Genomic DNA, 26,070 nt, shown 5'->3' on the forward strand with positions numbered 1-26,070 from the left:
TGGCTCGTTCAGCCGAGCACGAGCGGGATCTTCGCGGCCGGCTCGCCCAGCGCGGCTTGCTCGGCGTCCGTCGGAGCGCGGCGTCCGGTCCCGACCAGCAGCGCGTCCTTGTCGGAGAAGGACGCGGGAATCGGTGCCCCGGCGATCTTCTCCAGCGAGGCGCGGGCCGCCGCGAGGGTCTCGGCGGGCGGTTCGGCGGCCGAGGGCAGGTGCGCGATCAGGTCGAGGTGGTGCAGCGTCCATTCCATGACGTACGCGGACAGGTAGTCGCCGGCGGTCAGTACGTCGTCGCGGGTGCTGACGCGGACACCCGGATCGGCGAGTTCGGCGGCGCGACGGGCGGCGGAACCGATGTCGTCGAAATGGAACTTGAGCCACCGCGGCTCGCCGTACGCGGCGGCCAGCCGGGGGATCAGCGCGTCGAGCGGGTCCTCGCCGGTCGGGGGCTCGACGAGCTTCCAGTAAGTGACCGAGTCCACGGTCGGTTCGGTTTCGGCCGGCGTGACCAGCGTGATCAGGACGTCCTGGGCGTCGATGACCAGGTGGCACACCAGGTCCCGCACGAGCCAGCCGGTACAGCCGGACGGTCGTTCCCAGTCCTCATCGGAGAGTTCGTCGACCGCTGTGCGCAACGCCGTCCAGGAGCGCGAGAAGAGATCCACTTCGGCAAGGCAGTGCCGTACCGGAACGCCGGGCAAGCGAATCCTGCCGCCGGCCCGGACGGCTCACTCTGCTGCAGAAGCTGATTCCTCAAGAACTGCTGACGATGAACCAGGCCGCGACCCCCAGCACCGCCAGGACGCCGCCGATCGAGACGATCCGGCCGACGCCCAGGTGCCAGGCGTCGGCGATCACGTTGCCGAGGATGCCGACGAGTGGCGCCCCGAAGACGATCAAAAGAATGCCGATCAGGTGGTTCATCATCCCTCACCCCCCTTGGGATCACCCGCGGTGATCCAGGAGCGTGATCGTAGACCTCTCGGGCCCCCCGCGGAGCCGGGGAGCAGTACGAGTTGTCCCGTACATCCGGCCTGTCCATCAGGCAGTTGTCGGGGGCCTCGGCGTCCAGTGCGGTGCCAGGGGTGTCACCGCACCGGCTACCGGTCGGAAACCTCAGATCTCACGCAAATCTTTCGGTACGTCGTTGCTGACGTGCCCGGACGCTGCCAGGGTTTCGACCATTCCTCTCAACGAAGGTCACCGGAGGCTCCCTTGGCTGTCCGTCGTGCCGTTGTCGCCGCCGCGTCCGCGGCGGCGCTCGTCTTCCCCGTCCTGATCCCCGGCAGTGCGACCGGGGCTCCCGCCGCCGCGCCGGCCACCGGCTCCGAGCCGCGGCCTCCCGCAAAGCAGGCCGTCGCCACCGGCAGCGGCGGTGCGGTCTCCAGCGTGAATCCGTACGCCTCCCAGGCCGGGTTGAACGTCTTGCGGCACGGTGGCAACGCGGTCGATGCCGCGGTGGCCACCGCGGCAGCGCTCGGCGTGGTCGAGCCGTACTCGGCGGGCATCGGAGGCGGCGGCTACTTCGTCTCCTACGACGCCGCGACGCGGAAGGTGCGCACCATCGACGGCCGGGAGACCGCCCCGGCCCGGATGCGCTCCGACTCCTTCGTCGACCCCGCGACCAAAAAGCCCATTCCGTTCCCCGAGGCGGTCAACTCGGGGCTCTCCGTGGGCGTTCCGGGCACGCCCGCCACGTGGGAGAAGGCGCTGAAGGAGTGGGGTACGGTCTCGCTGGCGTCCGCGCTGCGGCCGGCCACCCGCATCGCCGACGAAGGCTTCGTCGTCAACGAGGAGTTCCGCGCCCAGACGGCGATGAACGAGGACCGCTTCCGGGACTTCACCTCCACCGCCGAGCTGTTCCTGCCGAACGGGGAACTCCCCGTGGTCGGCTCCCGCTTCCGCAACCCCGACCTCGCCCGGACCTACCGCGAGCTCGCCCGCGAGGGCGTCGGCGCGCTGTACCACGGGGGCATCGGCCGCGACGTGGTGGCCACGGTCAAGAAGCCGCCGGTCGCCCCCGGCGCCGACCGCACGGTCCGCCCCGGGCTGATGGAGCTGGGCGACCTCGCCGACTACGAGACCGTACGCCGCGACCCGACCCGCACCGCGTACCGGGGGCTGGACGTCTACTCCATGGCGCCGTCCTCCTCCGGCGGGACCACCGTCGGCGAGGCGCTGAACATCCTGGAGAACTTCGACCTGTCGTCGGCCGACAGGGCCCAGGCGCTCCACCACTACGTGGAGGCCGGCCGGATCGCCTTCGCCGACCGCAACCGCTGGGTGGGCGACCCGGCATTCTCGAACGTGCCCACCCAGGAGCTGCTGTCCAAGGAGTTCGCCAAGGACCGCGCCTGCCTCATCCGCCCCGACGCCGTGCTGACCAGCCCGCTGGCGCCGGCCGACCCGCGCAGTCCGGGCTCGGGCTGCACGCGGGGCACCGGCAGCGAGGAGCCTTACGAGGGGCCCTCCACCACCCACCTGGTGACCGCGGACCGCTGGGGCAACGTCGTCTCGTACACCCTGACGATCGAGCAGACCGGTGGGTCGGCCATCACCGTGCCCGACCGGGGATTCCTGCTGAACAACGAGCTGACGGACTTCAACTTCACCCCCCTGGCCGAGGGGGTGCCGGACCCGAACCTTCCGGGCCCCGGCAAGCGCCCGCGCAGCAGCATGTCGCCCACGATCGTCCTGCATGACGGCAAGCCGATGCTCGCCGTCGGCTCACCCGGCGGGGCCACGATCATCACCACGGTGCTGCAGACCCTCGTCAACCGGCTCGACCTGGGCATGGGGCTGCCCCAGGCGGTCGCCGCGCCGCGCATCTCGCAGCGGAACCGGACGGCGACCGATGCCGAACCGGCCTTCCTCGACTCGCCCGAGCGCACGGCGCTGGAACGGCTGGGGCACCGATTCGTCATGGCCCCGAGCACCTTCACGCCCTCTCCGGAGATCGGGGCGGTGGCGGCGTTGGAGTTCCTGCCCGACGGCAGGCTCCAGGCGGTGGCCGAGCCGACGCGCCGCGGTGGCGGCTCGGCGATGGTGCTGCACCAGAACGACTGAGGCGGTGGCGGCGCCCGGTCCCGCCGAGCGCCGCCCATCGCGTGAGCATCAGGTCCGTGATGCCTGCGGCACGAGTGGATCTAGGCTGTCCCTGACCACGCGGGCGACATGCCCGCGTCAATCGAAGGGGAGTATCAGATATGCACGCACGCCGGATCCTGGGCGCGTCCGTAGTGTCCGCCGCCCTGGTCGGGACCACGCTTATCGCCGGCAGCCCCGCCGTGGCACGGACGAACGCGACCGCTGCGAGTTGCACGGCACTGGCCCTCGAGACCGTGGTGATACGTGACCGGACGAGCGTCAACGGCACGGCCCTCGCCCAGCTCAACAAGGGGGAGACCGCGCCGTCGCCCTGCCAGATGTACTACGGCGGCTCGTACACCAAGTGCGGTATCACCAGCTCGCGTTGGGTCAAGGTCACGAAGCACGGCGTCACCGGTTACGTGGTCGGTACCTGCGTGAAGCAGCCCGCCTGATCCGGGCGGCCGACCGGCTGGGCGGGCTCCGGGCACAGCGTCCGGGCCCGCCCTGCGGCGGACCGCCGTCACGTCTCGTTGCCTGCTCCTCCTGTGCGTCCGTTTCCCTGATCGGAACGTGCGCTTGCCGGCTCGTCGCGTGCCGGGGAGGCGGGTGAGGGGAAGTCCGGGAGGATCTGAGCGGCCAGTTCGTGCAGGACGTCCTCGACCGGGCGGTCACCTGGCCGGAGGTTGAACGAGACGTGCGCGACGCCGAGGTCGCCCATCTTCTTCAGGTGGTCGCGCAGGGCGTGGCGGCCCGTGCGCAGGCCGAGGCGGATCGCGGTGGCCGGTGTGTCGGGATCGGCGGTCAGGTCGAGCTGCATCGGGGTCAGGTACGGCTTGGGGGCGTCGGCGGTGAGCGTGCGCCACTCCTGGGTCTTGAGCCGGAGCGCGCCGAGAGGGCGGGGGTAGTTGAGGGAGGCGTCGGCGTTCTCGGCGATCCACTCGGAGGACTGCTGGGCGTGACCGGCGATGGCCAGCGGGATCGTGGCGCCGACCGGCTTGGGCAGTACGTCGAGCCGCCGGTCGTCCCCCGGACCGAGGGCGGGCAGTGCGAGCCCCTGCCCGTCGGGACGGGTCGTCCAGGCGGCGCGCAGGATCTCGACGCTCTCGCGGAACGTGAGTCCGCGCGCCTCGAAGTCCTCGCCGAACAACGGGTACTCGACGGGCCGGTCCCCGCTGGCCAGGCCCAGGACGAAACGGCCCCCGGACAGCACGTCCACGGTGGCGGCTGCCTTGGCGACGAGCAGCGGCTGCCGCAGGGGGAGTACGACGGCGGCGGTGCCGAGCACGGCCCGCTCGGTGACGGCGGCGAGGTGACCGAGGTGGGTGAAGGTCTCGAAGACCGAGCCGGCGTCGCCGAACTGCTCAGGGTCGTAGAGGGGTACGTCGCGCACCCACAGGGCGGCGAAGCCGAGTTCGTCGGCGAGCCGGGCGAGCCGAGTGTGGTCGGTGAGGTCGGGGACCCCGAAAGGGCGGCCGGCCGCGCGGTCGGCACGCAGGCGCGTGGTGCCCCAGTCGTTGTCGAGGGGGAGTTCGAGCCCGAGGGTCGGCCGGACATCGGGGGAGACCAGACGGTCCAGGGCTGTCGGGATCGCAGACATGAGAAGGACCCACCTTTCGGGCGTCGGGGAGGTGGAGGGGCTCACGCGGGCGGGTCGGGGGGAAGCCCCGCCCGCGTGAGGTGACGGGTCAGCCGAGGGCGGCGACGGCCGCGGTGGCGAAGGCGTGGTCCTGCTCGGGAGCGCCGCCGCCGACTCCGACGGCGCCGATGAGCGTGCCGTCGCGGTGGACGGGGATGCCGCCGGCGATGAACAGCAGCGGGCGGTCCAGTGCGGTGGTCAGGCTGTGGAAGGGGCCGTCGGGCTTGACCAGTTCGACGAGGTCGGCGGTGGGGGCGTCGAGCTGGAGGGCGGTGTAGGCCTTGCGCGTGCTGGTCTCACCGGAGATCAGCACCGCACGGTCGTCGCGGCGGAAGGCCAGCAGATGCCCGCCCGCGTCCAGCACGGTGACGCTGACGGTGACCCCGGCGGTCTCGGCGGCCCGGCGGGCCGCAGTGAGCAGGACCTCGGCGTCCTGGGTGGTCAGCGGGGTCACGGCGGTGGCGGTGGCAGTGGTGCTCATGGTCGTTCCTTTGTGCGGTGATGGAGGTGGGGGTCAGCGCGCGGCGGGCGCGGGGGAGGGCACCGCGGTCGGGACAGTGGTCGGCGCCTGTGCGGTGCGGGTGCGCTTGTTGAGGTATGCGGCCAGGAAGGCGAGCAGCAGGGCCGTGCCGGAGAGCAGGGCGCCGACCCAGTTCGGCGAGGTGTAGCCGAGGCCGCCGGCGATCACGATGCCGCCGAGCCAGGCGGCGAGCGCGTTGCCCAGGTTGAAGGCGCCGATGTTGGCGGCCGAGGCAAGCGTCGGAGCGGCAGAGGCCTGGTCGAGCACCCACTTCTGCAGCGGCGGGACGGTCGCGAACCCCAGGGCGCCGATCAGCGTCAGGGTGATCGCCGCGAGGGCCTTGTTGTGCGCGGTCGCGGTGAACACCAGCAGAGCGAGCGAGAGGGCACCCAGCGACACGAACAGCATGGGCATCAGGGCGCGGTCGGCGAACTTTCCGCCCAGCAGGTTGCCCAGGAACATGCCGATGCCGAACAGGACGAGGAGCCAGGTGACGGCGGCCTCGCTGTAGCCGGCGACCTCGGTCATCATCGGCGTGATGTACGTGATGGCCGCGAACACACCGCCGTACCCGAGGACGGTCATCGCCATGGCGAGCCAGACCTGGACGTTCTTGAAGGCGGCGAACTCGGTGCGGACGTTCTCGGTCTCGGGCTTGCCCTGCTCGGGTACGAGCTTGGCGACGCCGAGGAGGCCGATGATGCCGAGGGCGGCGACGAGGGTGAAGGTGACGCGCCAGCCGAGGGCCTGGCCGATGTAGGTGCCGCCCGGGACGCCGACGATGTTGGCGACGGTCAGGCCCATGAACATCAGGGAGATCGCGGAGGCCTTCCGCTCCGGGGCGACGAGGTCGGCGGCGACCACCGATCCGATGCCGAAGAATGCGCCGTGGGCGAGGGAGGCGACGACTCGGCCGATCAGCATGACGCCGAAGCCGGGCGCGAAGGCGGAGAGCGCGTTGCCGAGGATGAACAGGCCCATGAGGAACATGAGCATCTTCTTGCGGGACACCTTGGTCCCGAGCACGGTCAGCAGCGGGGCACCGAAGACGACACCGAGGGCGTAGCCGGTCACCAGCCAGCCGGCGGTGGGGATGGAGACACCGAAGTCGCCGGCGACCTGGGGCAGCACGCCCATGATCACGAATTCGGTGGTGCCGATCCCGAAGGCTCCGATGGCCAGGGCCAGCAGCGCGAGAGGCATGACGACGAACCTTCCAGAGATGGTTGCGCAGAGGTCTTACAGGCCACGACAATACTTGCAGACGCGTGATGAATGCAAGCGCGGGCTATCTCTGTAGGGAGGCTATTACTGTGTGCAAGTCAGGTGTGCCGACGAAGAAGGCCCTCGTGATCGCGACTGCCGCGACGCCCCGCAGCCCTGGCGCAGGGCTGGTGTGCCCTGTCGCTGCTGCACGGAAGGATCGAGACGCTCATCGAGCGGGCGCTGCGGGACGGCACGGCGCGCCGCCGGCCTGACGCTCCTCGAAGAGGCGCGGCCGACCCATGACGCCGCCCTGCGCGAGGCGCTCACCGAAACCGGCCGCGACACGCTGCTGCGGCCTCTCGTCGAGGTGGTGGAGGCGGCCTCTCCGCTGCCGGTACCTGAGCTGATTCCGCAGGGCCCGCTTGCGGGTGGTACCCGGGCCCGGACGGTCCCGGGCTGTCGCTCTTCCGACCGCAGCGCGCCCCATCTGGCCGCAGGGAACCCACAGTTCATCAGGATTACCGAGTCCGCGGTGGTGTCCGGACGGCCCACTTGTGCGAGGCTTTCATCAGCCTGCGCCGGAGGGAGACTCAGCGTGAGCAGTCCGGGCAATGAACCAGTTCGCGAGAGCATGCGTTTCGACCGCACCGGTCAGGCCGAGGCGTTCGACGCCATCGGCAACCGCTACGACGAGGTCTTCCCGCACAAGCAGGGCCAGATCGAGGCCTCCGAGTGGCTCGCCCGATCCCTTCCGGTCGGATCCCGTGTGCTGGATGTGGGGTGCGGCACCGGGATTCCGACCTCGCGACGACTCGCTCAGGCGGGCTTCGAGGTCGTCGGCATCGATCTTTCCGGCGTGATGGTCGACCTTGCCCGCCGAAACGTGCCCGCCGCGGTGTTCCATCAGGCGGACATCGCGGATCTGCGACCCTCGGGGCCCCTCGATCTCGGCCGCTTCGACGCGGTCACCGCCTTCTTCTCCCTGCTCATGCTGCCACGCGCCGAGATACCTCTGGCTCTGCGGACGATCCGTCATCTGCTGGCCCCGGGGGGCCTGTTCCTGCTGTCGATGGTGGAGGCCGACCTCGACGACTGCTCGATCTCCTTCATCGGAAACACGATCCGGGTCTCCGGTTACCCGCGTGTCGACCTGCACGAGGTGGTCGAAGGGGCGGGCTTCGAGATCGCCGAGGAGATCTGCTACGCCTACGCACCGGCGAGTTCGGACGCACCGCCCGAGGAACAGATCTTCCTGCGCTGCCGCGCACGAAGCGCGTAGTGCCCTCGAGTCTTGAACGGCGGGCACGGTAGGGCCTCTCCTGGGAGGGGTCGGCCGCCCTTGCGACACCAGACCCACTCGCCGTCGAGCTGCCCGGCCTTGTTGCGGCCCCTCGCCTTCACCGTGCCGTTCGTGAAAGAGAAGGGCCACGGCCTGTGTCGTTCGCCGTCTCGGTAGTCGCCCTCGGCTGACGCGTTCCGTCCTTGAAGCGTTCCGCCCGCACCGTGGAACCGGACGTGGGATCCGTAACACTCACGGGACGGTCTTTTCTGTGTCGCCGGACTCGAGCGGCGTCTCATCTGGGGTGACCCGCGGTAGCCCCGATGTGTCTCGCCTGTCAAGGAGCGTGACGCTCACAAATGTCTAACGAATCACAGACTTTTGGACCTCTGTGATGTCAGAGTGACTCAAGAGGCTGGAGTTACCGACCAGTTGGACCAATCGTGGGCCGAAACCGGGGAGGGACGTGACGCGGTGATGCGCTGCACCGAGCGCCAGAGAGACCGCCGGAAGGCAGACCCCTTACCGGAGTTGTCCCGAGTCACCCGCGTACCTGAAGTGCCCGAGCTATCGGAGCCACCGGACGACACCTCCGTCCCGGCTCCGGACCGTGCCCCCGGCACGGCCGGCCGTCCTGCCGGTGTTCCGCCTCCGAGTAATCCGTCGACCTCCGCACGGCCTCGACGAGTACCTGCGATCCGACATGACGACTCCCCACCGCGCGCCCAGGGCGCGCTGGAGGAACACCCCCCATGCACTTGCTCACGAACAATGCCCGCACATTCCGGCATAGGGCCGCCGCACGCGCCGAGGAGTTCGGCCGCCTCGCGGACGGCCAGTCCCCCCAAGCGCTCTTCATCACCTGCTCCGACTCCCGGGTGATCCCCTCACTGATCACCGGAGCCCGCCCAGGCGAGCTGTTCGAACTCCGCACGGCGGGCGGCATCATCCCCGAGCACGACCCCCTTCGGCATTCGAGCGAGGCGGCCACCGTCGAGTACGCCGTCGAAGTGCTCGGGGTCACGGACATCGTCGTCTGTGGCCACTCCCACTGCGGTGCCGTCGGGGCCATGGCGCGCCGCGAAGACCTCTCCGCCGTTCCGGCGGTCCGCGGCTGGCTGGAGAGCGCGTCACCGCCGCCCCTCTTCACCGACCCCTCGGCCCCCGCCGACCCGGCCGTCGCCGAAGCCGTCCAGCACCACGTGGTGCGGCAGCTCCGGCGGTTGCGCGACTACCCCTGTGTCGTCCGCCGGGCCGCAGAAGAGCGACTGAGGCTGCACGGCTGGTACTACGAGATAGACACCGGCTCCGTGCTCGTCCGCCGACCGCACGACGACGCGTTCCTTCCGCTGTGAGCACCGCCGACACCCGCGAACGCGGGCACCGTGAACACCGGAACAGCAATCGCGAGAACAGCGAACGCGGGAACCGCGGACGTCACCGACGGGCGCCGCAGCGCGCGGAGAGAACCTCCGCCTCGACGCTGCGGTCCGACCTCACTGCCTCCGTCGTCGTCTTCCTGGTCGCCCTGCCGCTGTGCGTGGGCGTTGCGGTGGCCTCTGGTGTCCCGGCGGAACTCGGCCTGGTCACCGGCATCGTCGGCGGTCTGGTGACCGGACTGCTCCCTGGGAGCAGCCTCCAGGTCAGCGGACCTGCCGCCGGTCTGACCGTGCTGGTCCTCGAAGCCGTCACCGAATTCGGTCTCGGGGCCCTGGGCGTGTTCGTCCTCGTCGCGGGCGTGCTGCAGTTGGTCATGGGAGTGCTGAAGTTCGGCCGCTGGTTCCGTGCCATCTCCATCGCCGTCGTGGAGGGAATGCTGGCGGGGATCGGTCTCGTACTGATCGCCGGCCAGCTCTACGCCATGGCCGACGCGAAGGCTCCCGGCTCAGGCCCGGCCAATCTCGCCGGCCTACCCGAACTGGTCGTCCGTACGGCCCGCTCGCCCGAGGCGCTGGCCGCGTTCGCTCTCGCGGCAGTGACCGTCGCACTGATGGCCCTGTGGAAGCATCTGCCGCCCAAGGTCCGCGTCGTCCCCGCACCGCTGGCTGCCGTCGTTCTGACCACCACTGCCGTGGCGCTGTTCCGGTTGCCCGTGAAGCGGGTGGACGTTCAGGGGCTGCTGGGCGCGATTCGGCCACCGTCCCTCGACGACCTCGGCGGCATCATGGATGCCGGAGTGGTCGGCGCGATCGGCACGGTCGTCGCCATCACGCTCATCGCGTCGGCGGAGAGCCTGTTCAGCGCCGCCGCCGTCGACCGCCTCCACAGCGGCCCGGGCACCCACTACGACAAGGAGCTGATGGCGCAGGGTGCGGGCAACGCCGTGTGCGGCGCCCTCGGGGCGCTGCCGATGACCGCGGTCATCGTGCGCAGCTCGGCCAATGTGCAGGCAGGCGCCCGGACCAAGGCGTCACGGGTGCTGCACGGCGTCTGGCTGCTGCTCTTCGCGGCGCTCCTGCCGGCGGCGCTCGGTCTCATACCCGTCGCCTCGCTCGCGGGCATCCTCGTCTTCTCCGGCTGGAAGCTCATCCCGTTGAAGGAGCTGGGGCCGCTGTGGCGCGAGCACCGCGGAGAGGCCCTGATCCTGGTGGCGACCGCAGTCGCCATCATCGCGACCAGCATGTTCGAGGGCGTGCTCGCCGGGTTGCTGCTCGCCGTCGCCAAGACGGCATGGGAAACGTCGCACGTCCACGTCGACGTGGAGGACGGCGTCGACCGTAACGAGCCCGTGCGGGTGGTCGTCTCCGGCAACGCTACGTTCCTCAGGCTGCCCCGGATCCTCGACACCCTCGAGAAGCTGCCGAAGGACCGGCACATCGAGCTCGACCTGCTCGGCCTGCGGCACTTGGACCACGCGTGCAGTACGGCCCTCTCCAACTGGGCCGACCGGCACAACAAGGAGGAAGGAGCCACCCGCGTGCTGATGCCCGCGGCCTGAGTGCTTCCCGGGCCCGGTCCGTACGGCTGCCGATCACCGGGCGGTCGTACGGACCGGACATACGAGCCCGGGGTCGCATGGAGCGGGCCGGTGCGGACCGCACCTGGAGACCGCCGCCGCGGTGCCTTCACCCCCTCACGCAACTCGCGGCACAGGCGCACGGCACCCGGTCAGTACGCGACGTGGCGGCGCGGTCAGCCTTTGACCGTCGTGCTCTCGACGCCGGGAGCCCTTTCTCCCACCAGTGTCCGTAGCGCTGGCAGACGGCTGGATCGCGGTCGGCCAGCAGCGCTGACAGCTGCTCTGTCTCCCTGATCAGACCTTGCCACGCGGCCTTGCCGAGCGTGTGGAAGGCGGTCAGTTCCAGCCCGTCGCCGACTGCGCGCCACACTCCGGCGACCTGCCCGTCGACGAGCAGGCAGGGCAGCGTGTGGAGCTGTGGTTCGCGCTGCGGCAGGAGTGAGGTCGCAAGGCGTGCACGCATCCGGTGACGGGTCGGACCCAGATCTCGCGCTGGCGTTCCAATCCGTCGAGAATCAGGTCGAGCCCGATGTCGAATTCCGCGGCGTACGCGTAGCCGGGTTTCAGGGCATGGTGGCCGATCATCTCGGTGAGGTGCGGGAACTCGTCGCGAGGCATCTGTTCCAGGATGGAGTCCGCCAGGTCCTCGATGCCGACGGACGACTCGAATGGCAGGCTGATCTCCTGCAGCGTGAATCCGTAGACGTAGCTGTCGAGCACGGAGAACGCGTGCGCCGCACCGGCGATGGTGAAGCCGCCCGACCGCAGGCAGCCGATCACGGCGTCGTGGTGGCGCAGCGTCGCGAGGCCGGGGTTGCTCCGCGAGTCCATCAGGCCGATCGCCCACGGGTGGCGGATCAGTGCGTCGCGTGTCGAAACCGCGCGCCGCCGCATCGCGGCCCGCCAGGGCGAGAGCCAGGGCCTGCCTGTGTGGAGCCGGCATGTCGGTGACCCTGTCCTCGCGAGCAACCTGACCTGTCGCGTGGACTTCGCCCTTTTCATGGTCGACGCGGTGGAGAACGACGCCCTGGTCCGGGAGGCCCCGGCCATCGTCGGCCGGCTGCTCGTCGTCGGCCCTCGCCCACGCCCGCACGGAGGTCGCGGCCTGACCACCTGGGACCGGACCTCAGGCACGGCCTGATCCGCCTGCGTCTCAGCCCTCCAGCATTCCGGGCAGTCGCCCACTGCCCGACACCTGCGAACGGCGCTCCGAACAACTCAGCTCACTGTGTGGGCCGTTGTCATAGCGGTGTCTTTGCAGACACAGGTGTTGGGGGCGGTGGAAGAGATCTCGCAGTTGATGCTGTGCGGCTGCGCGCCGTGCATGCGGATGCGGCCTTTTCCTGCGGCTTTGGCCTCGTACATGACCAGGTCGGCGTTGTGCAGGAGTTCATCCGGTGTGATCCCCGGAGTGGCTACCGCGATGCCGATGGAAGCCGATACCACCGCATCGGTGCTGCCGATGCGGTACGGCTTCGCCAGGGCCGACAAGATCCGCTCCGCTACTTCCCTGGCCCGGGAAGGGCATGCTCCTGCCTTTCCCTCCAACAGCGCGGCGAACTCGTCGCCGCCGAGGCGGGCGACCGTGTCCGCGGCCCGCACAGATGCCTGGAGCCGACGGGCAGCCTGGACGAGCAGACCATCACCTACCGCGTGACCGGCCGAGTCGTTGACGGCCTTGAAGCCGTCCAGGTCCAGGAAGATCACCGCGGGCGGCGTGGCGTCGGCGGCGCGCTTCTGCAGCGCATGTCTGACCCTGTCGGCGAACAACGCGCGGTTGGGCAGGCCCGTCAACACGTCGTGGAATGCGAGGTGCTCGAGCTGTGCCTGCAACATGACTCGCTCGGTGACATCGCGACTGTTGAAGATCAGCCCGTCGGCGTGGTGGCTGATCGTCGACTCGACGTGGCGCCATTGCCCATCCGCTGCCCGAACCCGAGACGACACGCAGCGGCCCGGCCCGCGAGTGCCTGACTCGGCTTCCTGCCGCAGGGTCTCGACAGCTTGCATCAGCAGCGCCACGTCGTCAGGGTGGCTGTACAGAGGCAGGCGGGCGCCTACGAGCTCCTCAGGGCAGTAGCCGAAGACCTCACGGACGGCGGGACTGATGTAGAGCACGCGACCATCCAGGCCGACGATGGTGATCACGTCGCTCGAGCCATCGACCAGCGTGCGGTAATGCGCCTCCCGGGCTGCGGCCTCTCGAGTGAGCTGCAGGTGGTCGGCGTGAGCAACGCCTTGCCGGGCGCTGAGCCCGAGAAGCACAGAACCTGCAAGGAGGAGCATCACAACATCGGGGCGGCCACCGGCCAGTGCGTGCGCAGCCATGGCGAGAGCGCAGACGACCACGGGTATGAAGGCCACGACCACCCCGGCGACAGGCATCTCCCGCCGGTCGGTTCCCACAATGCTGGCGCCGCCGGGCAGCCAGGGCGCGAGGGCCACGAGGAACAACCCGGCCATCGAGCAGGTCGCTGCGAGAGGAATCCCGAACCAGGCGCCTGGAGCGGGCCACAGAATGGGCAGCATGTCGCTCACGGCCAGAACGGCGAGGGCCACGGCCGCCAGAGTGACCGCTGCGCGCTCCCCGGGTTTCCGGCAGAAGCGCAAGGCGATCAGTAGCCCCAGGACGAGAATGTCTGTCGCCACGCGGGTGAAAGCCATCAGCGATCCCGGTACGTCACCGCCTTTGTCGACGCGATGCAACAGAAGCACCCAGCTCAGCGTGAACAGCGAGCCCGCGGTCATCCAGCCGTCCAGGAGCCGCCGTAACCAGATCAGGGTCGTGCCGCTGTCGGCGGCAGCCACGACCAGGCCGGCGACACCCAACCCCAGAGAAGCGGCGAGACCGGCGACTGCCAGCAGTTCGACCACGGATTGGAGAACGCCGGCAAACCGTCCCTGTGCTGTGGGTGGGTGACTGGCCAAAAGGTGGTGAAGACCGCCTGCTGCCACCGAAACCGCCAGCAGCGTCAGGCGCAGGCGCACCCTTCCCATGACGGTTCGGGCACGTGCGTAGAGCGAGAGTGCGGCTACCCCATGCGCGGCTGCCACTCCTACGCAGGCATCCAGCACCGCTGCCCCGGTGACGCACCCTCCCACGGCTGCAGCTGCCGCAGAGCCCACGCCCAGAGCCTCGCGCACCCCTGCCTCGTGCAGCCGGCCGATACGGGCGGCGTGGGTCGAACCGCCTCGACCGGCTAATCCTGGCATCATGCGAACCTCCCGGAGTGACCCGGCTCAGGAGGGCAGACACAAACCCCTTGCACATCAACCCCTCGCACATCTCGAGTGCGATAAAAGGGTAGGACGATCCTTCGCTCCATGTGCATGCCGTCTGGCGGCTTCACCTGAAATAACGACAGCGTCTGTGTGCCGCTGACGCGGCGGGAGCGAAATGGTAAGGAAGACCCTGCCGTTCCCGTCAGTCAGTGCCGTGGTGAATCGTTCCTGGAGGCGTTACCGCCACGAGAAGAGCATTTCGTCCCGGGCCGGTATTTGGTTCGACGTTATGTGCCGCGCCATTCCGGGTGATTGGCGGTGCGCGATGAGCCGTCGGCTCAGTGCTGCAACGGTGCTTTGTGTGACTGGTCACCAAGCCCCCGGCCGCCCCGTGCGTCTTCGGCAGCACCGCTGCGGAGGAGCCTGCGGCGCGCCTCTGCCGGTGGCGGGACGATGTGAGCAGGATCGGCCGCATGCGGACACACGAGCAGGAAAGCGAACCAGGCGGGGGACACAGCGCGCGTTACGGCGGGCGAGTGTTGAGGCCGGACCAGGAAGGCGAGGGCGAACGGATCGACCTCGGGGCCCTCGCCTATGACGAGGTGACACTGGCCCACCTGATGCGCCTGGGAGTGGGGCTGGAGCCGGGATGGCGGTGCCTCGACATCGGCGCAGGCACCGGGTCGGTGGCTCGGCTCCTGTTGGACGAGGCCGGCGTGGACGATGTCGTGGCCGTCGACCGCGACATCAGGTTCCTCGCCGCTCACCCCGTGCCCGGACTCACGGCTGTCGAGGCGGATGTCACCACCTCCGACCTGCCGCGCGGCAGCTTTCACCTGGTGCACGCACGGTTCGTGCTCATGCACCTGCCCGAGCGGGAACGGATGATCGCCAGACTCGCCTCACTCGTCGCCCCAGGTGGCGTTCTGGTCCTGGGCGACGCCATCGACCTGACCTCCGCAGACGCGCCCCCGACTCCCTACACCCGCGTGATGCAGGCGATGTGGCAGGGGCTCAAGGCGTCCATCGGGACGGACGTCTCCTGGGTCTGCGGCTATCCGCAGTTGCTGCGGGCCGTCGGCCTCACCTCCGTAGGCGCGGAAGTACATGTGCCCGCTCTGACGCCGGGCAGTGCCATCAGCCGCTTCTGGGCGGACACGTGGGACCGCGCCCGCGGGGCGATCACGGCCACCGGCATGGTGGACGATGCCGCGGTGGACGAGGCGATCCGCTATCTGGCGTCTCCCGACTGCGCGGACATCTCCGCCGGGTTGATCACGGCCTGGGGCCGCCGGCCGCCGCCGACGGAAGACCGGACGGAGGGCGAAAGCGAAAGTTGATCAACGGCTCACGGCCTGCGAAGGCACCCCGGCGCCGTGTCGCCCGGGCGCTCGGTCACCGCGACGGTCCGGTGCGAAACACCGCGCCCGCCCAGTCGGCGCGGAGCATGCATCGACCGGTCTGCACAGGGCCGCATCAGTGCGGAGGACGAGGGACTCGCCATCGCCCGGCCGGTGATACGGGTGACCGGGCGATTCCGGCCCCGCACCAACGGGCAGTGGTACGCGCAATCCCGCCTCTCATGCCAGTGCGTTCACTGCGGCAGCGAACACGCGAGGAAGACGCTCGGCCGTGGGCACGATGAGCGGTGCCAGTGCGGGCTTCTGCCGGGCGCGCAGCAGGAGTTCCGTCAGCAGCCGGTGGCGGCGGGTCGCCCGGTTCCAGTCGCTCTCGTAGCGGCCCGGCGTACCGCGGCGCAGATTGCCGACCAGGGCCTCGGCCCCGGCGAGAGCCAGGGAGATCCCCTCACCGGTCAGCGCGTCGATGTATCCGGCGGCGTCTCCCACGAGGAGCACCCGTCCGTGGAATCGGGTGCGGGCCCTCTGCCGCAGTGGTCCCGCGCCCCGCACCGCGGTGACGGCCGCCCCCGGGGGGAGGCGCTCGAGAAGGGCGGGAAACTTTTCCAGTTGGGCGTCGAAGGGGGCCCGTCGGGCCGTCAGCAGGGCGACGCCGACGAGGTCCGGGCCGAGCGGGGTGACGTACGCCTCCCCGTACCGTCCCCAGTGCACCTCGACGTGCGAGGACCACGGCGGCACGGCGAAGTGACGGCGCAGCCCGTATCTGGCAGCCCCTGGGGAAGGGACCTCCAGGCCCAGGGAGCGGCGCAGCGGCGAGTGCAGACCGTCCGCGGCGACCAGCCACCTGGCACGCAGACCCGTACCGGGCACCAGCACACCGGTGGCATCCTGCTGCACCGCCTCCACCCTCAGGGGAACCACGGGAACGCCTGCCTCGCGGACCGCGCGGTGCAGGACGCCGTGCAGGCTGGTGCGCCGCACACCGAGCCCGGAGCCGTGCCGGAACCGGGCCTGCGCCTGGCGGGGGCCCTGGACATAGCGGATGCCCTTGATCGGATGACCGGAGACGGCGAGGCCGAGCGCGGCAAGCGACCGCACGGCGCCGGGCATCAGGCCTTCACCGCAGGCCTTGTCGACCGGTACGCGGCGCGGCTCGGCCACAACGGTGTCGAGACCGGCGCGTGCCGCGTACAGGGCGGTCGCGAGACCGGCCGGACCCCCTCCGACGACGAGCAGGTCGTGACCGTCGATCATGCCGCCGCCACTGCCCGGCCGTCGAGGGCGGCGTTCTCACAGCGGATGCGGACCATGAGCAGCACGGCGTTGGCCACCGTGAACACCACCGCAGTCAGCCACGCCGAGTGCACCAGGGGCAGTGCGGTGATCTCCACGACGACGGCGACGTAGTTCGGGTGGCGCAGGAACCGGTACGGGCCGGCGTCGACCAGACGTGCCCCGGGAACCACGATGACGCGGGTGTTCCAGTACCGCCCCAGCGTCGTGATGCACCACCAGCGCAGGGACTGGGCCAGGAGGACCAGCGTCAGCATGGGCCATCCCAGGGCGGGCAGGAACGGCCGGTGGGCGAGCACGGGCTCGAGCAGACAGCAGGCCAGCAGACCGGTGTGCAGGACGACCATGACCGGGTAGTGACCGCGGCCGTACTCCACGCCGGAACGGGCGAGCGTCCACGCCGCGTTGCGCCGGGCCACGGCGAGTTCGGCGACGCGTTCGGCGGCGACGGCCAGGACGAGAAGCGTGTACCAGGACATGTGGACCACTCACCAGCACAGCAGGACGAGTTCGGAGCAGAACCCCGGGCCCATCGCCAGGACCAGTCCCCAGGTACCGGGCTCGGGCCGACGGGTCTCGCGGGTGTTCTGCAGGATGTGCAGGACGGAGGCCGACGACATGTTCCCCACCGTCGCGAGCGAGTGCCATGCCGTGTCCAGGGCGCCGTCGGGCAGGCCGAGGACGTCGGCCACGGCGGACAGCACCTTGGGGCCTCCGGGATGGCACACCCAGGTCCCGATGTCGTCGACGGTCAGGCCGTTGTGAGCCAGGAAGTCACGCAGATCGGCACCCAAGTGGCGGCGTACCATGCCGGGAACACCGGCACCGATCACGACACGGAATCCGCTGGCACCGATGTTCCAGCCGAGGAGCTGTTCGGTGTCCGGGTACAGATGGCTGCGTGTGGCGACCACCGTCGGCCCCGCCCCGTCCCGGCCGCGAGTGCCGCGGCCGTGTGCGACGACGGCGGCCGCGCCGTCACCGAACAGGGCGCCGGCGACGAGGTTCGCGGGGGAGTCGTCGCGCTGCTGGAGTGTCAGCGAGCACAGTTCGACAGTGAGCAGCACGGCGGTGTCATCCGGATGACCGCGAAGGTAGTCGTGCAGCCGGGCGAGGCCGGCGGCGCCTGCCACGCAGCCCAGGCCGAACACCGGGACTCTCTTGACGTCGGGCCGCAGTCCCACGCGTCCGGCGAGCCGGGCGTCGAGCGACGGGGCGGCGATGCCGGTGATCGAGGTGCACACCAGCAGATCGATGTCGCGCGGCGCGAGCCCTGCCTCATCGAGCGCGCCGGTGAGGGCCTGCTCGCCCAGATCGAGTCCGGTTGCCACCCAGGCGTCGTTGGACTTCCCGAAGTCGCCGAGGCCGGCGTACAGCTCGATCGGGAGGGCGAGGTGCCGTGTCCGCACCCCGGCGGACGCGTGCAGGCGGCGCAGGAGGGTGCGCTCGGCGCCGGGTGCGAGGCAGAGGTCGCCGATCAGCTCGGTGAGGTCGTCCTGGCTGTAGCGGTGAGGCGGCAGCGCGGTGCGGACGGCGAGGATCGTGGTGGCCGCACCGGTCGGGGTCGTACCGTCCGGCAGGGTGGTCGGTGAGGGGGCATCGTCGACGATCACAGGGACACGCATGTCGGTAATGCCTTCTCGTTTCGTGTGCCCGATTATCTTGCCTTTGTGTCTCTACACCCCGCCGAGGCCCTTCCGCGTACGACACACCGTCTCCCTCCGTTGTTGCGCGCCTGCCACCTGGAGCCGGCTCTGGCCGTCACGGCGATCGCGACCGCGCTGGCCGTGGCGGTCGGGCGCGGGGTGGCGGGTGCGGCGGCGGTGGCTGCGGCCGTGCTGGCCGGTCAGCTCTCGGTCGGCTGGTGCAACGACGCGGTCGACGCGCACCGCGACATACGCTGCGGCCGCCGCGACAAGCCCCTGGCCACCGGGGAACTGTCGCAGCGCGCGGTCGCCGTGGCGGCCGGCACGGCCCTGGCGCTGTGCGTGCCGCTGTCGCTGCTGAACGGCGCCGCGGCGGGGGCGGCGCATCTGGGCATGGTGGCCACCGGCTGGGCCTACAACCTGCGGCTGAAGCACACGGTGCTTTCACCGCTGCCCTATGCCGTCGCGTTCGGCTCTCTGCCGGCCTTCGTCACTCTCGGGCTGCCGATGCCGTCCTGGCCCGCCTGGTGGGCGGTGGCGGCTGGGGCGTTGCTGGGCGTGGGGGCACACGTCGTCAATGTGTTTCCGGACATCGAGGACGATCTTGCCGCCGGTGTTCGTGGGCTGCCGCAACGCCTGGGGCGAACGGTCTGCCGGTGGGTGAGCCCGTTCGTGATGCTGTCAGCCATGGCCGTGCTCGTGGTGGGTCCTCCCGGGCGAGCCGGGGCGGTCAGCTGGGTGCCGGCAGTCGCGGCGGGAGTCGTCGCCGTCGTGGGTACGGCTGTGCCGTCGGCGAACCGGAGCCGTTGGCCGTTCCGGGCCGCGATTGCGGTGGCGGGCATGGCCGTGGCACAACTCCTGCTCCGAGGAGGGGACATGGGCTGATCCAGGACGCGGCCGCAAGACCTCTCGGACGCGGCTGTTCACTCAGGCGCGCACCGTTCGGGCGGGCAGACGCCCGGTTCTCCACCAAGCCGTGAGCCACGCGATCTCTGTGGCGGCGTCGATCAGGTAGGTCGGGCGGATGCGTCCGAGGGGGACATAGACCAGGTCGATCACGAGCAGGGTGACGGCTGTGCCGACGCCGAGGCGCCGTGCGTGCCGCAGTCCCTCGGGCCCCGGGGAGACGCGCAGCATGCTCCAGCCGGCGGTTGCCAGGAGACCGCCGCACGTCTGCAGCAGCCACTCGTCCGTCTTGGGGCCGGAGACCCACTCGAAAGTCCGCAGCGACAACAGTGGCCAAACGCCACCGAGGACGTTGAACAGCCCGTGAGCACGGGCGAGGGCCAGTGGATCCACCACAAGACCTCCATCCAGGGCATCGATCAAGCCGCTGCTGCGCGGTTACGGGCGCGGGTACCCGAAGCGGTCCTCTCCACCCATCTGCGTCGCCCAGTGCCGCGACAGGTGAATGCGTAGGAATACGCTTCGCGAATCCCCGGGCCGGTACTTCCCGGCTTTCCCGCTGTCACGAGGCCGGTACCTCTGGTGCTCGCCCGATTTGCATGACAAAACGACCGGGATGAGTCCCTCCCGGATGCCTGCTGCTGAACGAGTGAATCCGGGGACCCCGCTCCTTGACGTACTGCGGCTCATGTTCAGAGATATCGCAGGTTGCGAAGCTCAAAGCGCCGTGCGCGGCGGAGGTGTCACTCGGCAGCCGGTATCGGGAATCGTTAGGTTGCCCCTTGAATGCCATCTGTAGGGCAGCGTGCTGGGTGTTGCTCGCTGGCTTGCCGTGTCGTATCTGACGAGTGGAGTTCGCGTGAGCCTGAACAAGGCGTCGCTGTTCGAGGACGAGGACGCGTATGAGAACGAGCTGCCCTTGCGGCGCAGGCAACCCGGCAATGTCGTCATCAGATGGCTGACCACCACCGACCACAAGACGATCGGCACGCTGTATCTGTCGACGTCCTTCATGTTCTTTCTGATCGGCGGCCTGATGGCGCTGCTGATGCGCGCCGAACTGGCCCGGCCCGGCACGCAGATCATGTCGAACGAGCAGTTCAACCAGGCGTTCACGATGCACGGCACGATCATGCTGCTGATGTTCGCGACGCCGCTGTTCGCCGGATTCGCAAACTGGATCATGCCGCTGCAGATCGGCGCGCCCGACGTGGCGTTCCCGCGGCTGAACATGTTCGCGTACTGGCTGTACCTCTTCGGCTCGCTGATCGCGGTGGCCGGCTTCCTCACCCCGCAGGGGGCGGCCGACTTCGGCTGGTTCGCCTATGCGCCCCTCAACAGCATCGAACGCTCGCCGGGCGTCGGGGCCGACCTGTGGATCATGGGTCTGGCCTTCTCCGGCTTCGGCACGATCCTCGGCTCGGTCAACTTCATCACCACGATCATCTGCATGCGTGCTCCCGGCATGACGATGTTCCGGATGCCGATCTTCACCTGGAACGTGCTGCTGACCGGTGTGCTGGTCCTGCTCGCCTTCCCGGTCCTGGCGGCCGCGCTGTTCGCCCTGGAGGCGGACCGTAAATTCGGCGCCCATGTCTTCGACGCCGACAACGGCGGCGCCCTGCTGTGGCAGCACCTCTTCTGGTTCTTCGGCCACCCCGAGGTGTACATCATCGCCCTGCCGTTCTTCGGCATCGTCACGGAGATCATCCCCGTCTTCTCCCGCAAACCGATCTTCGGTTACATCGGTCTGGTGGGCGCGACCATCGCGATCGCCGGTCTGTCCGTGACGGTGTGGGCGCACCACATGTACGTCACAGGCGGCGTGCTGTTGCCGTTCTTCGCCTTCATGACGTTCCTGATCGCGGTCCCGACCGGGGTGAAGTTCTTCAACTGGATCGGCACGTTGTGGAGAGGGGCGCTGTCGTTCGAGACACCGATGCTCTGGGCGATCGGCTTCCTGGTCACGTTCCTTTTCGGTGGTCTGACCGGGATCATTCTGGCTTCCCCGCCGATGGACTTCCACGTCTCCGACTCGTACTTCGTCGTCGCGCACTTCCACTACGTCGTCTTCGGCACCGTGGTCTTCGCGATGTTCGCCGGATTCCACTTCTGGTGGCCGAAGTTCACGGGCAAGATGCTGGACGAGCGGCTCGGCAAGATCACGTTCTGGACGCTGTTCATCGGCTTCCACGGCACGTTCCTGGTGCAGCACTGGCTGGGAGCCGAAGGGATGCCGCGCCGCTATCCGGACTACCTGTCCTCGGACGGCTTCACCGCGCTCAACACCGTGTCGACGATCAGCTCGTTCCTGCTCGGCCTGTCGATGCTGCCCTTCATGTACAACGTCTGGAAGACGGCGAAGTACGGCAAGCAGGTCCTGGTGGACGACCCGTGGGGCTTCGGCCGTTCGCTGGAGTGGGCCACGTCCTGCCCGCCGCCGCGGCACAACTTCCTCACGCTGCCGCGCATCCGCAGCGAATCTCCCGCCTTCGACCTGCACCATCCTGGAATCTCGCAGGTGGATCACCTGGAGAGCGCAGGCCGCCGGGACGTCGTCGAACCCGGACGAGGAGCCGCTCCGCCGCTCGGTGGAAACAAGGGAGACAAATGAGCCGGCCTGCGCAGAACCCGGACAGGGAGGCGGCCGCGGGTATCGCGGAGCTCGAGGGCTATTTGCTGGCGCAGAGCCATCTGCACGAAGCCCGCGTCGAGGCGGAGGTGTTCGCCGACCGGATGCCGTGGCTCACCACCGGCCAGCGCGAGGAAGTCGTCCGCCTCTACACCGAGAACCGAATCGCACTGTCCCGCCGCGTTCTGGCAGCCCTGGTGACACGGGCCGGCGAACTGCGCCAGGAGTACACGGAACGATACGAGTGCCTCAAGCAACGGGTGCTGTGCGGCAGCCTCGCCGCGCTTCTGGGCGTCGCGGTGCTGTGCCTGTTCACCTACTGCATCGTTCTGCAGGCATGACTCCGATTTCCTCGGGCAGGTCCCGGACCGCTTACGCTCCGCGCCCCGCACGGAGGGACGGTCGTGGCCGCGGGAAGGTGCCCGTCACCGCCCCGACCGGGTCCCGAGGACGTCCCGGTCGGCCGATGAGCGGCCGACCGGGACATCGGGCTCAGGCGAGGTCGAACCGGTCGAGGTTCATCACCTTGTCCCACGCTGCCACGAAGTCACGCACGAACGTCTCTCCCGCGTCCCGGCACGCGTAGACCTCCGAGACGGCTCGGAGCTGGGAGTTCGATCCGAAGACGAGGTCGACTGCGGTGGCGGTCCACTTGACCTCGCCCGTGGCGCGATCCCGGCCTTCGAACACGTTCTCGGATGAGGTCGACGCCTTCCATTCCGTACCCATGTCGAGCAGGTTGACGAAGAAGTCGTTGGTCAGTGTCTCCGGCCGGTGCGTGAAGACGCCGTGTGGGGATCGCTGGAAGCCGGTGTTCAGTGCCCGCATGCCGCCGATCAGAACCGTCATCTCGGGAGCGGTCAGGGTCAACAGGTTGGCGCGGTCCAGGAGGAGAGTCTCCGGCGACAGCTTCTCTCCCGCCCGGAGGTAGTTGCGGAACCCATCTGCCCTGGGCTCGAGCACGGCGAACGACTCCACGTCGGTCTGCTCCTGCGAGGCGTCCGTGCGCCCCGGTGCGAACGGGACCGTGATGTCGTGCCCGGCGTTCCTCGCGGCTTGCTCGACGGCCGCGCACCCGCCCAGGACGATCAGGTCGGCGAGGGAAACCTTCGTTCCGCCGGCCTGTGAGGCGTTGAAGTCCTGCTGGACCCGCTCGAGTGTCCGCAACACCTCGGCCACCTCGGGCAGGTCGTTGACCTCCCAGTCCTTTTGCGGCGCGAGGCGAATCCGTGCCCCGTTGGCCCCGCCACGCTTGTCGGTGCCGCGGAAGCTCGCCGCCGACGCCCAGGCGGTGGTGACCAGCTGGGGGATGGACAGTCCCGAGGCGAGGATCCTCTCCTTGAGGGCAGCGATGTCCTCGTCCGCGACCAGCTCGTGATCGACCTCGGGGACGGGATCCTGCCACAGCTGCGGCTCGGGAATCCACGGGCCGAGGTAACGCGAGACAGGTCCCATGTCGCGGTGCAACAGCTTGTACCACGCCTTGGCGAACGCTTCCGCGAGCTTCTCCGGGTTCTCGTGGAAGCTCTTGGTGATCGGCCCGTAGATCGGATCCAGTTTCAGCGAGAGGTCCGTCGTCAGCATCATGGGAGCGTGCCTCTTCGACGGATCATGAGCATCAGGCACGGTGCCCTGGGCCGACGGATCCGTGGGAGTCCACTGCTTCGCGCCTGCGGGGCTCGTCGTCAGCTCCCAGTCGTACTTGTACAGGTTGTCCAGGTACCCGTTGTCCCACCTGGTCGGCTCGGTAGTCCATGCGCCCTCGAGCCCGCTGGTGAGCGCGTCGGCGCCCTTGCCGGTGCCGTAAGTGTTCCGCCAGCCGATGCCCTGCTGCTCGACGGGGCAGGCCTCGGGTTCCGGACCGATGTACCCCGGATCGACCGCACCATGGCACTTGCCGAACGTGTGGCCGCCGACGATGAGCGCGACCGTCTCCTCGTCGTTCATCGCCATACGCCCGAAGGTCTCGCGAATGTCCCTGGCGGCAGCGATCGGATCCGGGTTGCCGTTGGGCCCCTCCGGATTGACGTAGATCAGTCCCATCTGCACAGCACCGAAAGGACCGGCGAGTTCCCTGTCGCCGCTGTAGCGCTCGTCTCCGAGCCATGTGTCCTCGGGCCCCCAGAAGATCTCCTCGGGTTCCCAGATGTCCTCTCGCCCGAAGCCGAACCCGAACGTCTTGAATCCCATCGATTCCATGGCGCAGTTTCCGGCGAATACCAGAAGATCGGCCCAGGAGATTTTCCGGCCGTACTTCTGCTTGACCGGCCAGAGCAAACGGCGCGCCTTGTCGAGGCTCGCGTTGTCCGGCCAACTGTTGAGGGGGGCGAAGCGCTGAGCGCCGCTGCCGCCACCGCCCCGGCCATCGGCGATGCGGTACGTTCCCGCGGCATGCCAGCTCATCCGGATGAAGAGCGGCCCGTAGTGCCCGTAGTCGGCAGGCCACCAGTCCTGCGACGTCGTCATCACCTCGAAGACGTCCTGCTTCAGCGCGTCGAGGTCGAGGGCCCTGAACTCTTCTGCGTAGTTGAAGTCCTCGCCCATCGGATTGGACAAGGGCGAGTGCTGGTGGAGGACCTGAAGGTCCAGCTGATTCGGCCACCAGTCCCGGTTCGTCCTGGGCCGAGTCGGCGTGGGGGTGGGGGAGGGGATTACCGGGTTCTCGCTTTCGCTGCCGGACACGTCCGTCCTTCTTCCTGTCTCGGTGTTCCGTCTGCTGGCTGCTGGCTGCTTGCTCTTGAGGTTGGTTGCTCTGCCGGTGGCGAGCACTGCGACCCGCGCTCGTGGTGCGCCATGGGGTCCGCCGACTGGAAACGGCTGCCGGACCCGCGGCAGTCGACGCGAGGCCGGCGGTCGGCAGAACCTTTCCTCACGCACGACGCCGATGATTGATCCTGTGTCGGCGTCCGTATGGTCGCGCACCGCAGACCGCACCACTAAGAGAACACGCAGGGCAACCCCGCGTAACAAGCACTCAGAGTTCAAAGTCGTGCGGGGCCCGGCCCATTGGTCGACGACTCTCCCGGCCTCTGAGGCATGCGAGAAAGGCCGACGCATTTCTGATCATGGTGATCACCCCGCTGACCGGAGAAGCGGAAACGGACAATTATATGCTGGCCTGGCACGTAATGGAGCGGTCGCCTCATCCGCTTTCGATCAGAACCCGGACATCTGCCGGTAAACTTCGGCCGTCCCACGAGCCTGAACAGGTGAACCGACATGAGTGACCTGCTGGAGCGACTGCGAGGGCGTTGCTGGCGGGTGACCTCCCAGCGGCGTGTCGTGGCGGAGGTCCTCGACGGCGACCATGTCCATCTCACGGCCTACGAGGTACTCGCCCGTGCGGTACGGCGGCTGCCGGAGATCTCCCGGGCGACCGTCTACAACACCCTGGGCGAGCTGGTCTCCCTCGGCGAGGTCATCGAGGTCTCCATGGACGGCCGCGCCAAGCGCTACGACCCCAACGCACACCGCCCGCACCAGCACCTGGTCTGTTCCGGTTGCGGCACCATCCGGGACGTCCACCCGACCGGCGATCCGCTGGCCGACCTCCCGCCCGAGGAACGGTTCGGCTTCACGGTCTCCGAGGCCGAGGTCACCTACCGCGGACTGTGCCCGTCCTGCGCGCCCGGTCTGCCGCACGTGTGATCTTGTTCGTTGGATCGTGGTTCGGACAGTCGCCCTGCGGCCGGGACGACGCCCGCGAGGGGAGCGCGGCACGAGGCCGTCTCGTTGTATCCCGAGCCGGAGTGCCGCCCGTGCAGCGCCTCAGCCGTGGTGTGCGCTGTCGCTGAGGACTTGCTCGCGGAGGATGTCCGCGTGGCCGCAGTGCTGTGCCAGTTCACGCAGCACGTGGAGGTAGACCCAGCGCAGGGGCAACGGACCTCGGCGGTTGCCCCGTACGAGGTCGTCCAGCGTCAGCACCGCCGTGGCCTCACGGGACGCCGCGCAGGCCTGCTCGTAGGCCCGCTGAACGGAGGCGATCGTGTCTCCGTCGTCGAGATCGAACGACTCGTCGGGTGAGTCGGGAATGCCGATCTCGGTGCGGGACCGGCACGTGATCGCCTCGTCGAACCAGACCTTCTCGACGAACGTGGCGTGCTTGACCAGGCCCAGGAGTGTGGTCTTGGACGGGACCAGCGACCGGCGCGCCTGCTTCTCGGTCAGCCCGTTCAAACTGTCGTGCAGCGCGGCTCGATGCTCATTGAGGAACGACTCGAACTGATCGCGGAGCGTTGCGTGGAAGACGGCCGGGTCCGTCGGCGACAGGAAATCCATGACCGCAACGATAGGGTGCTTGCCCCGTTGAGACCCCTGTGTTGGGCG

General features: G+C 69.1%; 24 protein-coding genes and 1 pseudogene. 12 read left to right on the forward strand and 13 right to left on the reverse strand.

The features are described from left to right. Window positions 1-8: 8 nt before the first annotated feature. On the reverse strand, window positions 9-662 hold the full coding sequence (locus QFZ82_RS36840; protein ID WP_307717263.1) for a maleylpyruvate isomerase N-terminal domain-containing protein: 654 nt from the start codon (window positions 660-662) through the stop codon (window positions 9-11). Between the two features lie 88 nt (window positions 663-750). Beyond that, window positions 751-924 (reverse strand): hypothetical protein, encoded by a 174-nt coding sequence (locus tag QFZ82_RS36845; protein WP_307717264.1) that lies wholly within the window; start codon window positions 922-924, stop codon window positions 751-753. A gap of 288 nt (window positions 925-1,212) precedes the next feature. Here QFZ82_RS36845 and ggt point away from each other — a divergent pair, with 288 nt between their 5' ends. Next, complete coding sequence (gene ggt / locus QFZ82_RS36850) at window positions 1,213-3,063, forward strand: gamma-glutamyltransferase (RefSeq protein WP_373429376.1); 1,851 nt, start codon at window positions 1,213-1,215, stop codon at window positions 3,061-3,063. Between the two features lie 140 nt (window positions 3,064-3,203). Continuing rightward, the gene (locus QFZ82_RS36855) at window positions 3,204-3,539 is read left to right on the forward strand and encodes a hypothetical protein (RefSeq protein ID WP_307717265.1); all 336 of its coding nucleotides are present in this window, start codon (window positions 3,204-3,206) and stop codon (window positions 3,537-3,539) included. Window positions 3,540-3,607: 68 nt separating this feature from the next. On the opposite strand, the gene QFZ82_RS36860 is transcribed toward QFZ82_RS36855, so the two are convergent. The 3 genes from QFZ82_RS36860 to QFZ82_RS36870 all read right to left on the reverse strand — a co-directional run bounded on the left by QFZ82_RS36860 (window position 3,608) and on the right by QFZ82_RS36870 (window position 6,446). Continuing rightward, the gene (locus QFZ82_RS36860; protein ID WP_307717266.1) at window positions 3,608-4,684 is read right to left on the reverse strand and encodes a TIGR03571 family LLM class oxidoreductase; all 1,077 of its coding nucleotides are present in this window, start codon (window positions 4,682-4,684) and stop codon (window positions 3,608-3,610) included. 88 nt (window positions 4,685-4,772) lie between these two features. Next, on the reverse strand, window positions 4,773-5,204 hold the full coding sequence (locus tag QFZ82_RS36865; RefSeq protein ID WP_307717267.1) for a heme-binding protein: 432 nt from the start codon (window positions 5,202-5,204) through the stop codon (window positions 4,773-4,775). A gap of 33 nt (window positions 5,205-5,237) precedes the next feature. Then, a complete protein-coding gene (locus QFZ82_RS36870) occupies window positions 5,238-6,446 on the reverse strand; it encodes an MFS transporter (protein WP_307717268.1) in 1,209 nt (402 codons plus the stop codon). Window positions 6,447-6,602: 156 nt separating this feature from the next. Between QFZ82_RS36870 and QFZ82_RS36875 the strand changes: the two are divergent. From QFZ82_RS36875 to QFZ82_RS36890, 4 genes and pseudogenes are all read left to right on the forward strand, one after another. Beyond that, window positions 6,603-6,828, forward strand: a pseudogene (locus QFZ82_RS36875) (hypothetical protein); the annotation flags it as partial. A gap of 252 nt (window positions 6,829-7,080) precedes the next feature. Beyond that, on the forward strand, window positions 7,081-7,728 hold the full coding sequence (locus QFZ82_RS36880; protein ID WP_307717959.1) for a bifunctional 2-polyprenyl-6-hydroxyphenol methylase/3-demethylubiquinol 3-O-methyltransferase UbiG: 648 nt from the start codon (window positions 7,081-7,083) through the stop codon (window positions 7,726-7,728). Between the two features lie 752 nt (window positions 7,729-8,480). Next, window positions 8,481-9,083: a carbonic anhydrase gene (locus QFZ82_RS36885; RefSeq protein ID WP_307717269.1), complete on the forward strand. Its 603-nt coding sequence runs from the start codon at window positions 8,481-8,483 to the stop codon at window positions 9,081-9,083. A 128-nt stretch (window positions 9,084-9,211) separates the two neighbouring features. After that, on the forward strand, window positions 9,212-10,666 hold the full coding sequence (locus QFZ82_RS36890; protein ID WP_307717960.1) for a SulP family inorganic anion transporter: 1,455 nt from the start codon (window positions 9,212-9,214) through the stop codon (window positions 10,664-10,666). Window positions 10,667-11,023: 357 nt separating this feature from the next. Here QFZ82_RS36890 and QFZ82_RS36895 read toward each other — a convergent pair whose 3' ends face one another. Beyond that, window positions 11,024-11,581, reverse strand: a complete 558-nt coding sequence (locus QFZ82_RS36895) for a TetR/AcrR family transcriptional regulator C-terminal domain-containing protein (protein WP_307717270.1) — start codon at window positions 11,579-11,581, stop codon at window positions 11,024-11,026. An 88-nt stretch (window positions 11,582-11,669) separates the two neighbouring features. On the opposite strand from QFZ82_RS36895, the gene QFZ82_RS36900 reads away from it, so the two are divergent. Next, window positions 11,670-11,828 carry a hypothetical protein gene (locus QFZ82_RS36900; RefSeq protein ID WP_307717271.1) on the forward strand — a complete coding sequence of 53 codons (159 nt, stop codon included), beginning with the start codon at window positions 11,670-11,672 and terminating at the stop codon, window positions 11,826-11,828. A 77-nt stretch (window positions 11,829-11,905) separates the two neighbouring features. On the opposite strand, the gene QFZ82_RS36905 is transcribed toward QFZ82_RS36900, so the two are convergent. Continuing rightward, the gene (locus tag QFZ82_RS36905; protein ID WP_307717272.1) at window positions 11,906-13,675 is read right to left on the reverse strand and encodes a sensor domain-containing diguanylate cyclase; all 1,770 of its coding nucleotides are present in this window, start codon (window positions 13,673-13,675) and stop codon (window positions 11,906-11,908) included. Window positions 13,676-14,382: 707 nt separating this feature from the next. Between QFZ82_RS36905 and QFZ82_RS36910 the strand changes: the two genes are divergently transcribed. Continuing rightward, window positions 14,383-15,249 (forward strand): trans-aconitate 2-methyltransferase, encoded by an 867-nt coding sequence (locus tag QFZ82_RS36910; RefSeq protein WP_373429377.1) that lies wholly within the window; start codon window positions 14,383-14,385, stop codon window positions 15,247-15,249. 240 nt (window positions 15,250-15,489) lie between these two features. Here the strand turns inward: QFZ82_RS36910 and QFZ82_RS36915 are convergent, their stop codons facing one another. The 3 genes from QFZ82_RS36915 to QFZ82_RS36925 are packed head-to-tail and all read right to left on the reverse strand — an operon-like array spanning window position 15,490 to window position 18,185. After that, window positions 15,490-16,521 carry an NAD(P)/FAD-dependent oxidoreductase gene (locus tag QFZ82_RS36915; protein WP_307717274.1) on the reverse strand — a complete coding sequence of 344 codons (1,032 nt, stop codon included), beginning with the start codon at window positions 16,519-16,521 and terminating at the stop codon, window positions 15,490-15,492. After that, window positions 16,518-17,039 carry an isoprenylcysteine carboxyl methyltransferase family protein gene (locus tag QFZ82_RS36920; RefSeq protein ID WP_307717275.1) on the reverse strand — a complete coding sequence of 174 codons (522 nt, stop codon included), beginning with the start codon at window positions 17,037-17,039 and terminating at the stop codon, window positions 16,518-16,520. Before QFZ82_RS36920 ends, QFZ82_RS36915 begins: the two co-directional genes overlap by 4 nt. Window positions 17,040-17,048: 9 nt before the next feature. Beyond that, window positions 17,049-18,185 (reverse strand): type III polyketide synthase, encoded by a 1,137-nt coding sequence (locus tag QFZ82_RS36925; protein ID WP_307717276.1) that lies wholly within the window; start codon window positions 18,183-18,185, stop codon window positions 17,049-17,051. A gap of 102 nt (window positions 18,186-18,287) precedes the next feature. Between QFZ82_RS36925 and QFZ82_RS36930 the strand changes: the two genes are divergently transcribed. Beyond that, complete coding sequence (locus tag QFZ82_RS36930; protein ID WP_307717277.1) at window positions 18,288-19,091, forward strand: UbiA family prenyltransferase; 804 nt, start codon at window positions 18,288-18,290, stop codon at window positions 19,089-19,091. Between the two features lie 42 nt (window positions 19,092-19,133). Here QFZ82_RS36930 and QFZ82_RS36935 read toward each other — a convergent pair whose 3' ends face one another. Continuing rightward, window positions 19,134-19,508, reverse strand: coding sequence for a hypothetical protein (locus tag QFZ82_RS36935; RefSeq protein ID WP_307717278.1), 375 nt, complete (start codon window positions 19,506-19,508; stop codon window positions 19,134-19,136). A gap of 463 nt (window positions 19,509-19,971) precedes the next feature. Between QFZ82_RS36935 and ctaD the strand changes: the two genes are divergently transcribed. Together ctaD and QFZ82_RS36945 are read left to right on the forward strand one after the other, a co-directional pair. Further along, window positions 19,972-21,726, forward strand: a complete 1,755-nt coding sequence (gene ctaD / locus QFZ82_RS36940; protein ID WP_307717279.1) for a cytochrome c oxidase subunit I — start codon at window positions 19,972-19,974, stop codon at window positions 21,724-21,726. Further along, window positions 21,723-22,085 carry a hypothetical protein gene (locus QFZ82_RS36945; protein WP_307717280.1) on the forward strand — a complete coding sequence of 121 codons (363 nt, stop codon included), beginning with the start codon at window positions 21,723-21,725 and terminating at the stop codon, window positions 22,083-22,085. The genes ctaD and QFZ82_RS36945 overlap by 4 nt, the downstream gene beginning before the upstream one ends. 151 nt (window positions 22,086-22,236) lie before the next feature. On the opposite strand, the gene katG is transcribed toward QFZ82_RS36945, so the two are convergent. After that, a complete protein-coding gene (gene katG / locus QFZ82_RS36950; RefSeq protein ID WP_307717961.1) occupies window positions 22,237-24,426 on the reverse strand; it encodes a catalase/peroxidase HPI in 2,190 nt (729 codons plus the stop codon). A 537-nt stretch (window positions 24,427-24,963) separates the two neighbouring features. Here katG and QFZ82_RS36955 point away from each other — a divergent pair. Then, window positions 24,964-25,392: a Fur family transcriptional regulator gene (locus QFZ82_RS36955; RefSeq protein WP_307717281.1), complete on the forward strand. Its 429-nt coding sequence runs from the start codon at window positions 24,964-24,966 to the stop codon at window positions 25,390-25,392. A gap of 120 nt (window positions 25,393-25,512) precedes the next feature. On the opposite strand, the gene QFZ82_RS36960 is transcribed toward QFZ82_RS36955, so the two are convergent. Further along, window positions 25,513-26,022, reverse strand: coding sequence for a DinB family protein (locus tag QFZ82_RS36960; RefSeq protein ID WP_307717282.1), 510 nt, complete (start codon window positions 26,020-26,022; stop codon window positions 25,513-25,515). Between the last annotated feature and the right edge of the window lie 48 nt (window positions 26,023-26,070).

This window comes from Streptomyces sp. V4I23, assembly GCF_030817975.1.
Classification (GTDB): Bacteria; Actinomycetota; Actinomycetes; order Streptomycetales; family Streptomycetaceae; genus Streptomyces.

Bases quoted from the DNA above. Each gene is read 5' to 3' on its own strand.
- QFZ82_RS36885 (WP_307717269.1), top strand. From the start codon at position 8,481: ATGCACTTGCTCACGAACAATGCCCGCACATTCCGGCATAGGGCCGCC.
- QFZ82_RS36915 (WP_307717274.1), bottom strand. From the start codon at position 16,521: ATGATCGACGGTCACGACCTGCTCGTCGTCGGAGGGGGTCCGGCCGGT.
- QFZ82_RS36870 (WP_307717268.1), bottom strand. From the start codon at position 6,446: ATGCCTCTCGCGCTGCTGGCCCTGGCCATCGGAGCCTTCGGGATCGGC.
- QFZ82_RS36910 (WP_373429377.1), top strand. From the start codon at position 14,383: ATGCGGACACACGAGCAGGAAAGCGAACCAGGCGGGGGACACAGCGCG.
- QFZ82_RS36880 (WP_307717959.1), top strand. From the start codon at position 7,081: ATGCGTTTCGACCGCACCGGTCAGGCCGAGGCGTTCGACGCCATCGGC.
- QFZ82_RS36860 (WP_307717266.1), bottom strand. From the start codon at position 4,684: ATGTCTGCGATCCCGACAGCCCTGGACCGTCTGGTCTCCCCCGATGTC.
- QFZ82_RS36945 (WP_307717280.1), top strand. From the start codon at position 21,723: ATGAGCCGGCCTGCGCAGAACCCGGACAGGGAGGCGGCCGCGGGTATC.
- QFZ82_RS36960 (WP_307717282.1), bottom strand. From the start codon at position 26,022: ATGGATTTCCTGTCGCCGACGGACCCGGCCGTCTTCCACGCAACGCTC.
- QFZ82_RS36855 (WP_307717265.1), top strand. From the start codon at position 3,204: ATGCACGCACGCCGGATCCTGGGCGCGTCCGTAGTGTCCGCCGCCCTG.
- QFZ82_RS36895 (WP_307717270.1), bottom strand. From the start codon at position 11,581: ATGCGGCGGCGCGCGGTTTCGACACGCGACGCACTGATCCGCCACCCG.
- QFZ82_RS36845 (WP_307717264.1), bottom strand. From the start codon at position 924: ATGATGAACCACCTGATCGGCATTCTTTTGATCGTCTTCGGGGCGCCA.
- QFZ82_RS36925 (WP_307717276.1), bottom strand. From the start codon at position 18,185: ATGCGTGTCCCTGTGATCGTCGACGATGCCCCCTCACCGACCACCCTG.
- QFZ82_RS36955 (WP_307717281.1), top strand. From the start codon at position 24,964: ATGAGTGACCTGCTGGAGCGACTGCGAGGGCGTTGCTGGCGGGTGACC.
- QFZ82_RS36865 (WP_307717267.1), bottom strand. From the start codon at position 5,204: ATGAGCACCACTGCCACCGCCACCGCCGTGACCCCGCTGACCACCCAG.
- QFZ82_RS36920 (WP_307717275.1), bottom strand. From the start codon at position 17,039: ATGTCCTGGTACACGCTTCTCGTCCTGGCCGTCGCCGCCGAACGCGTC.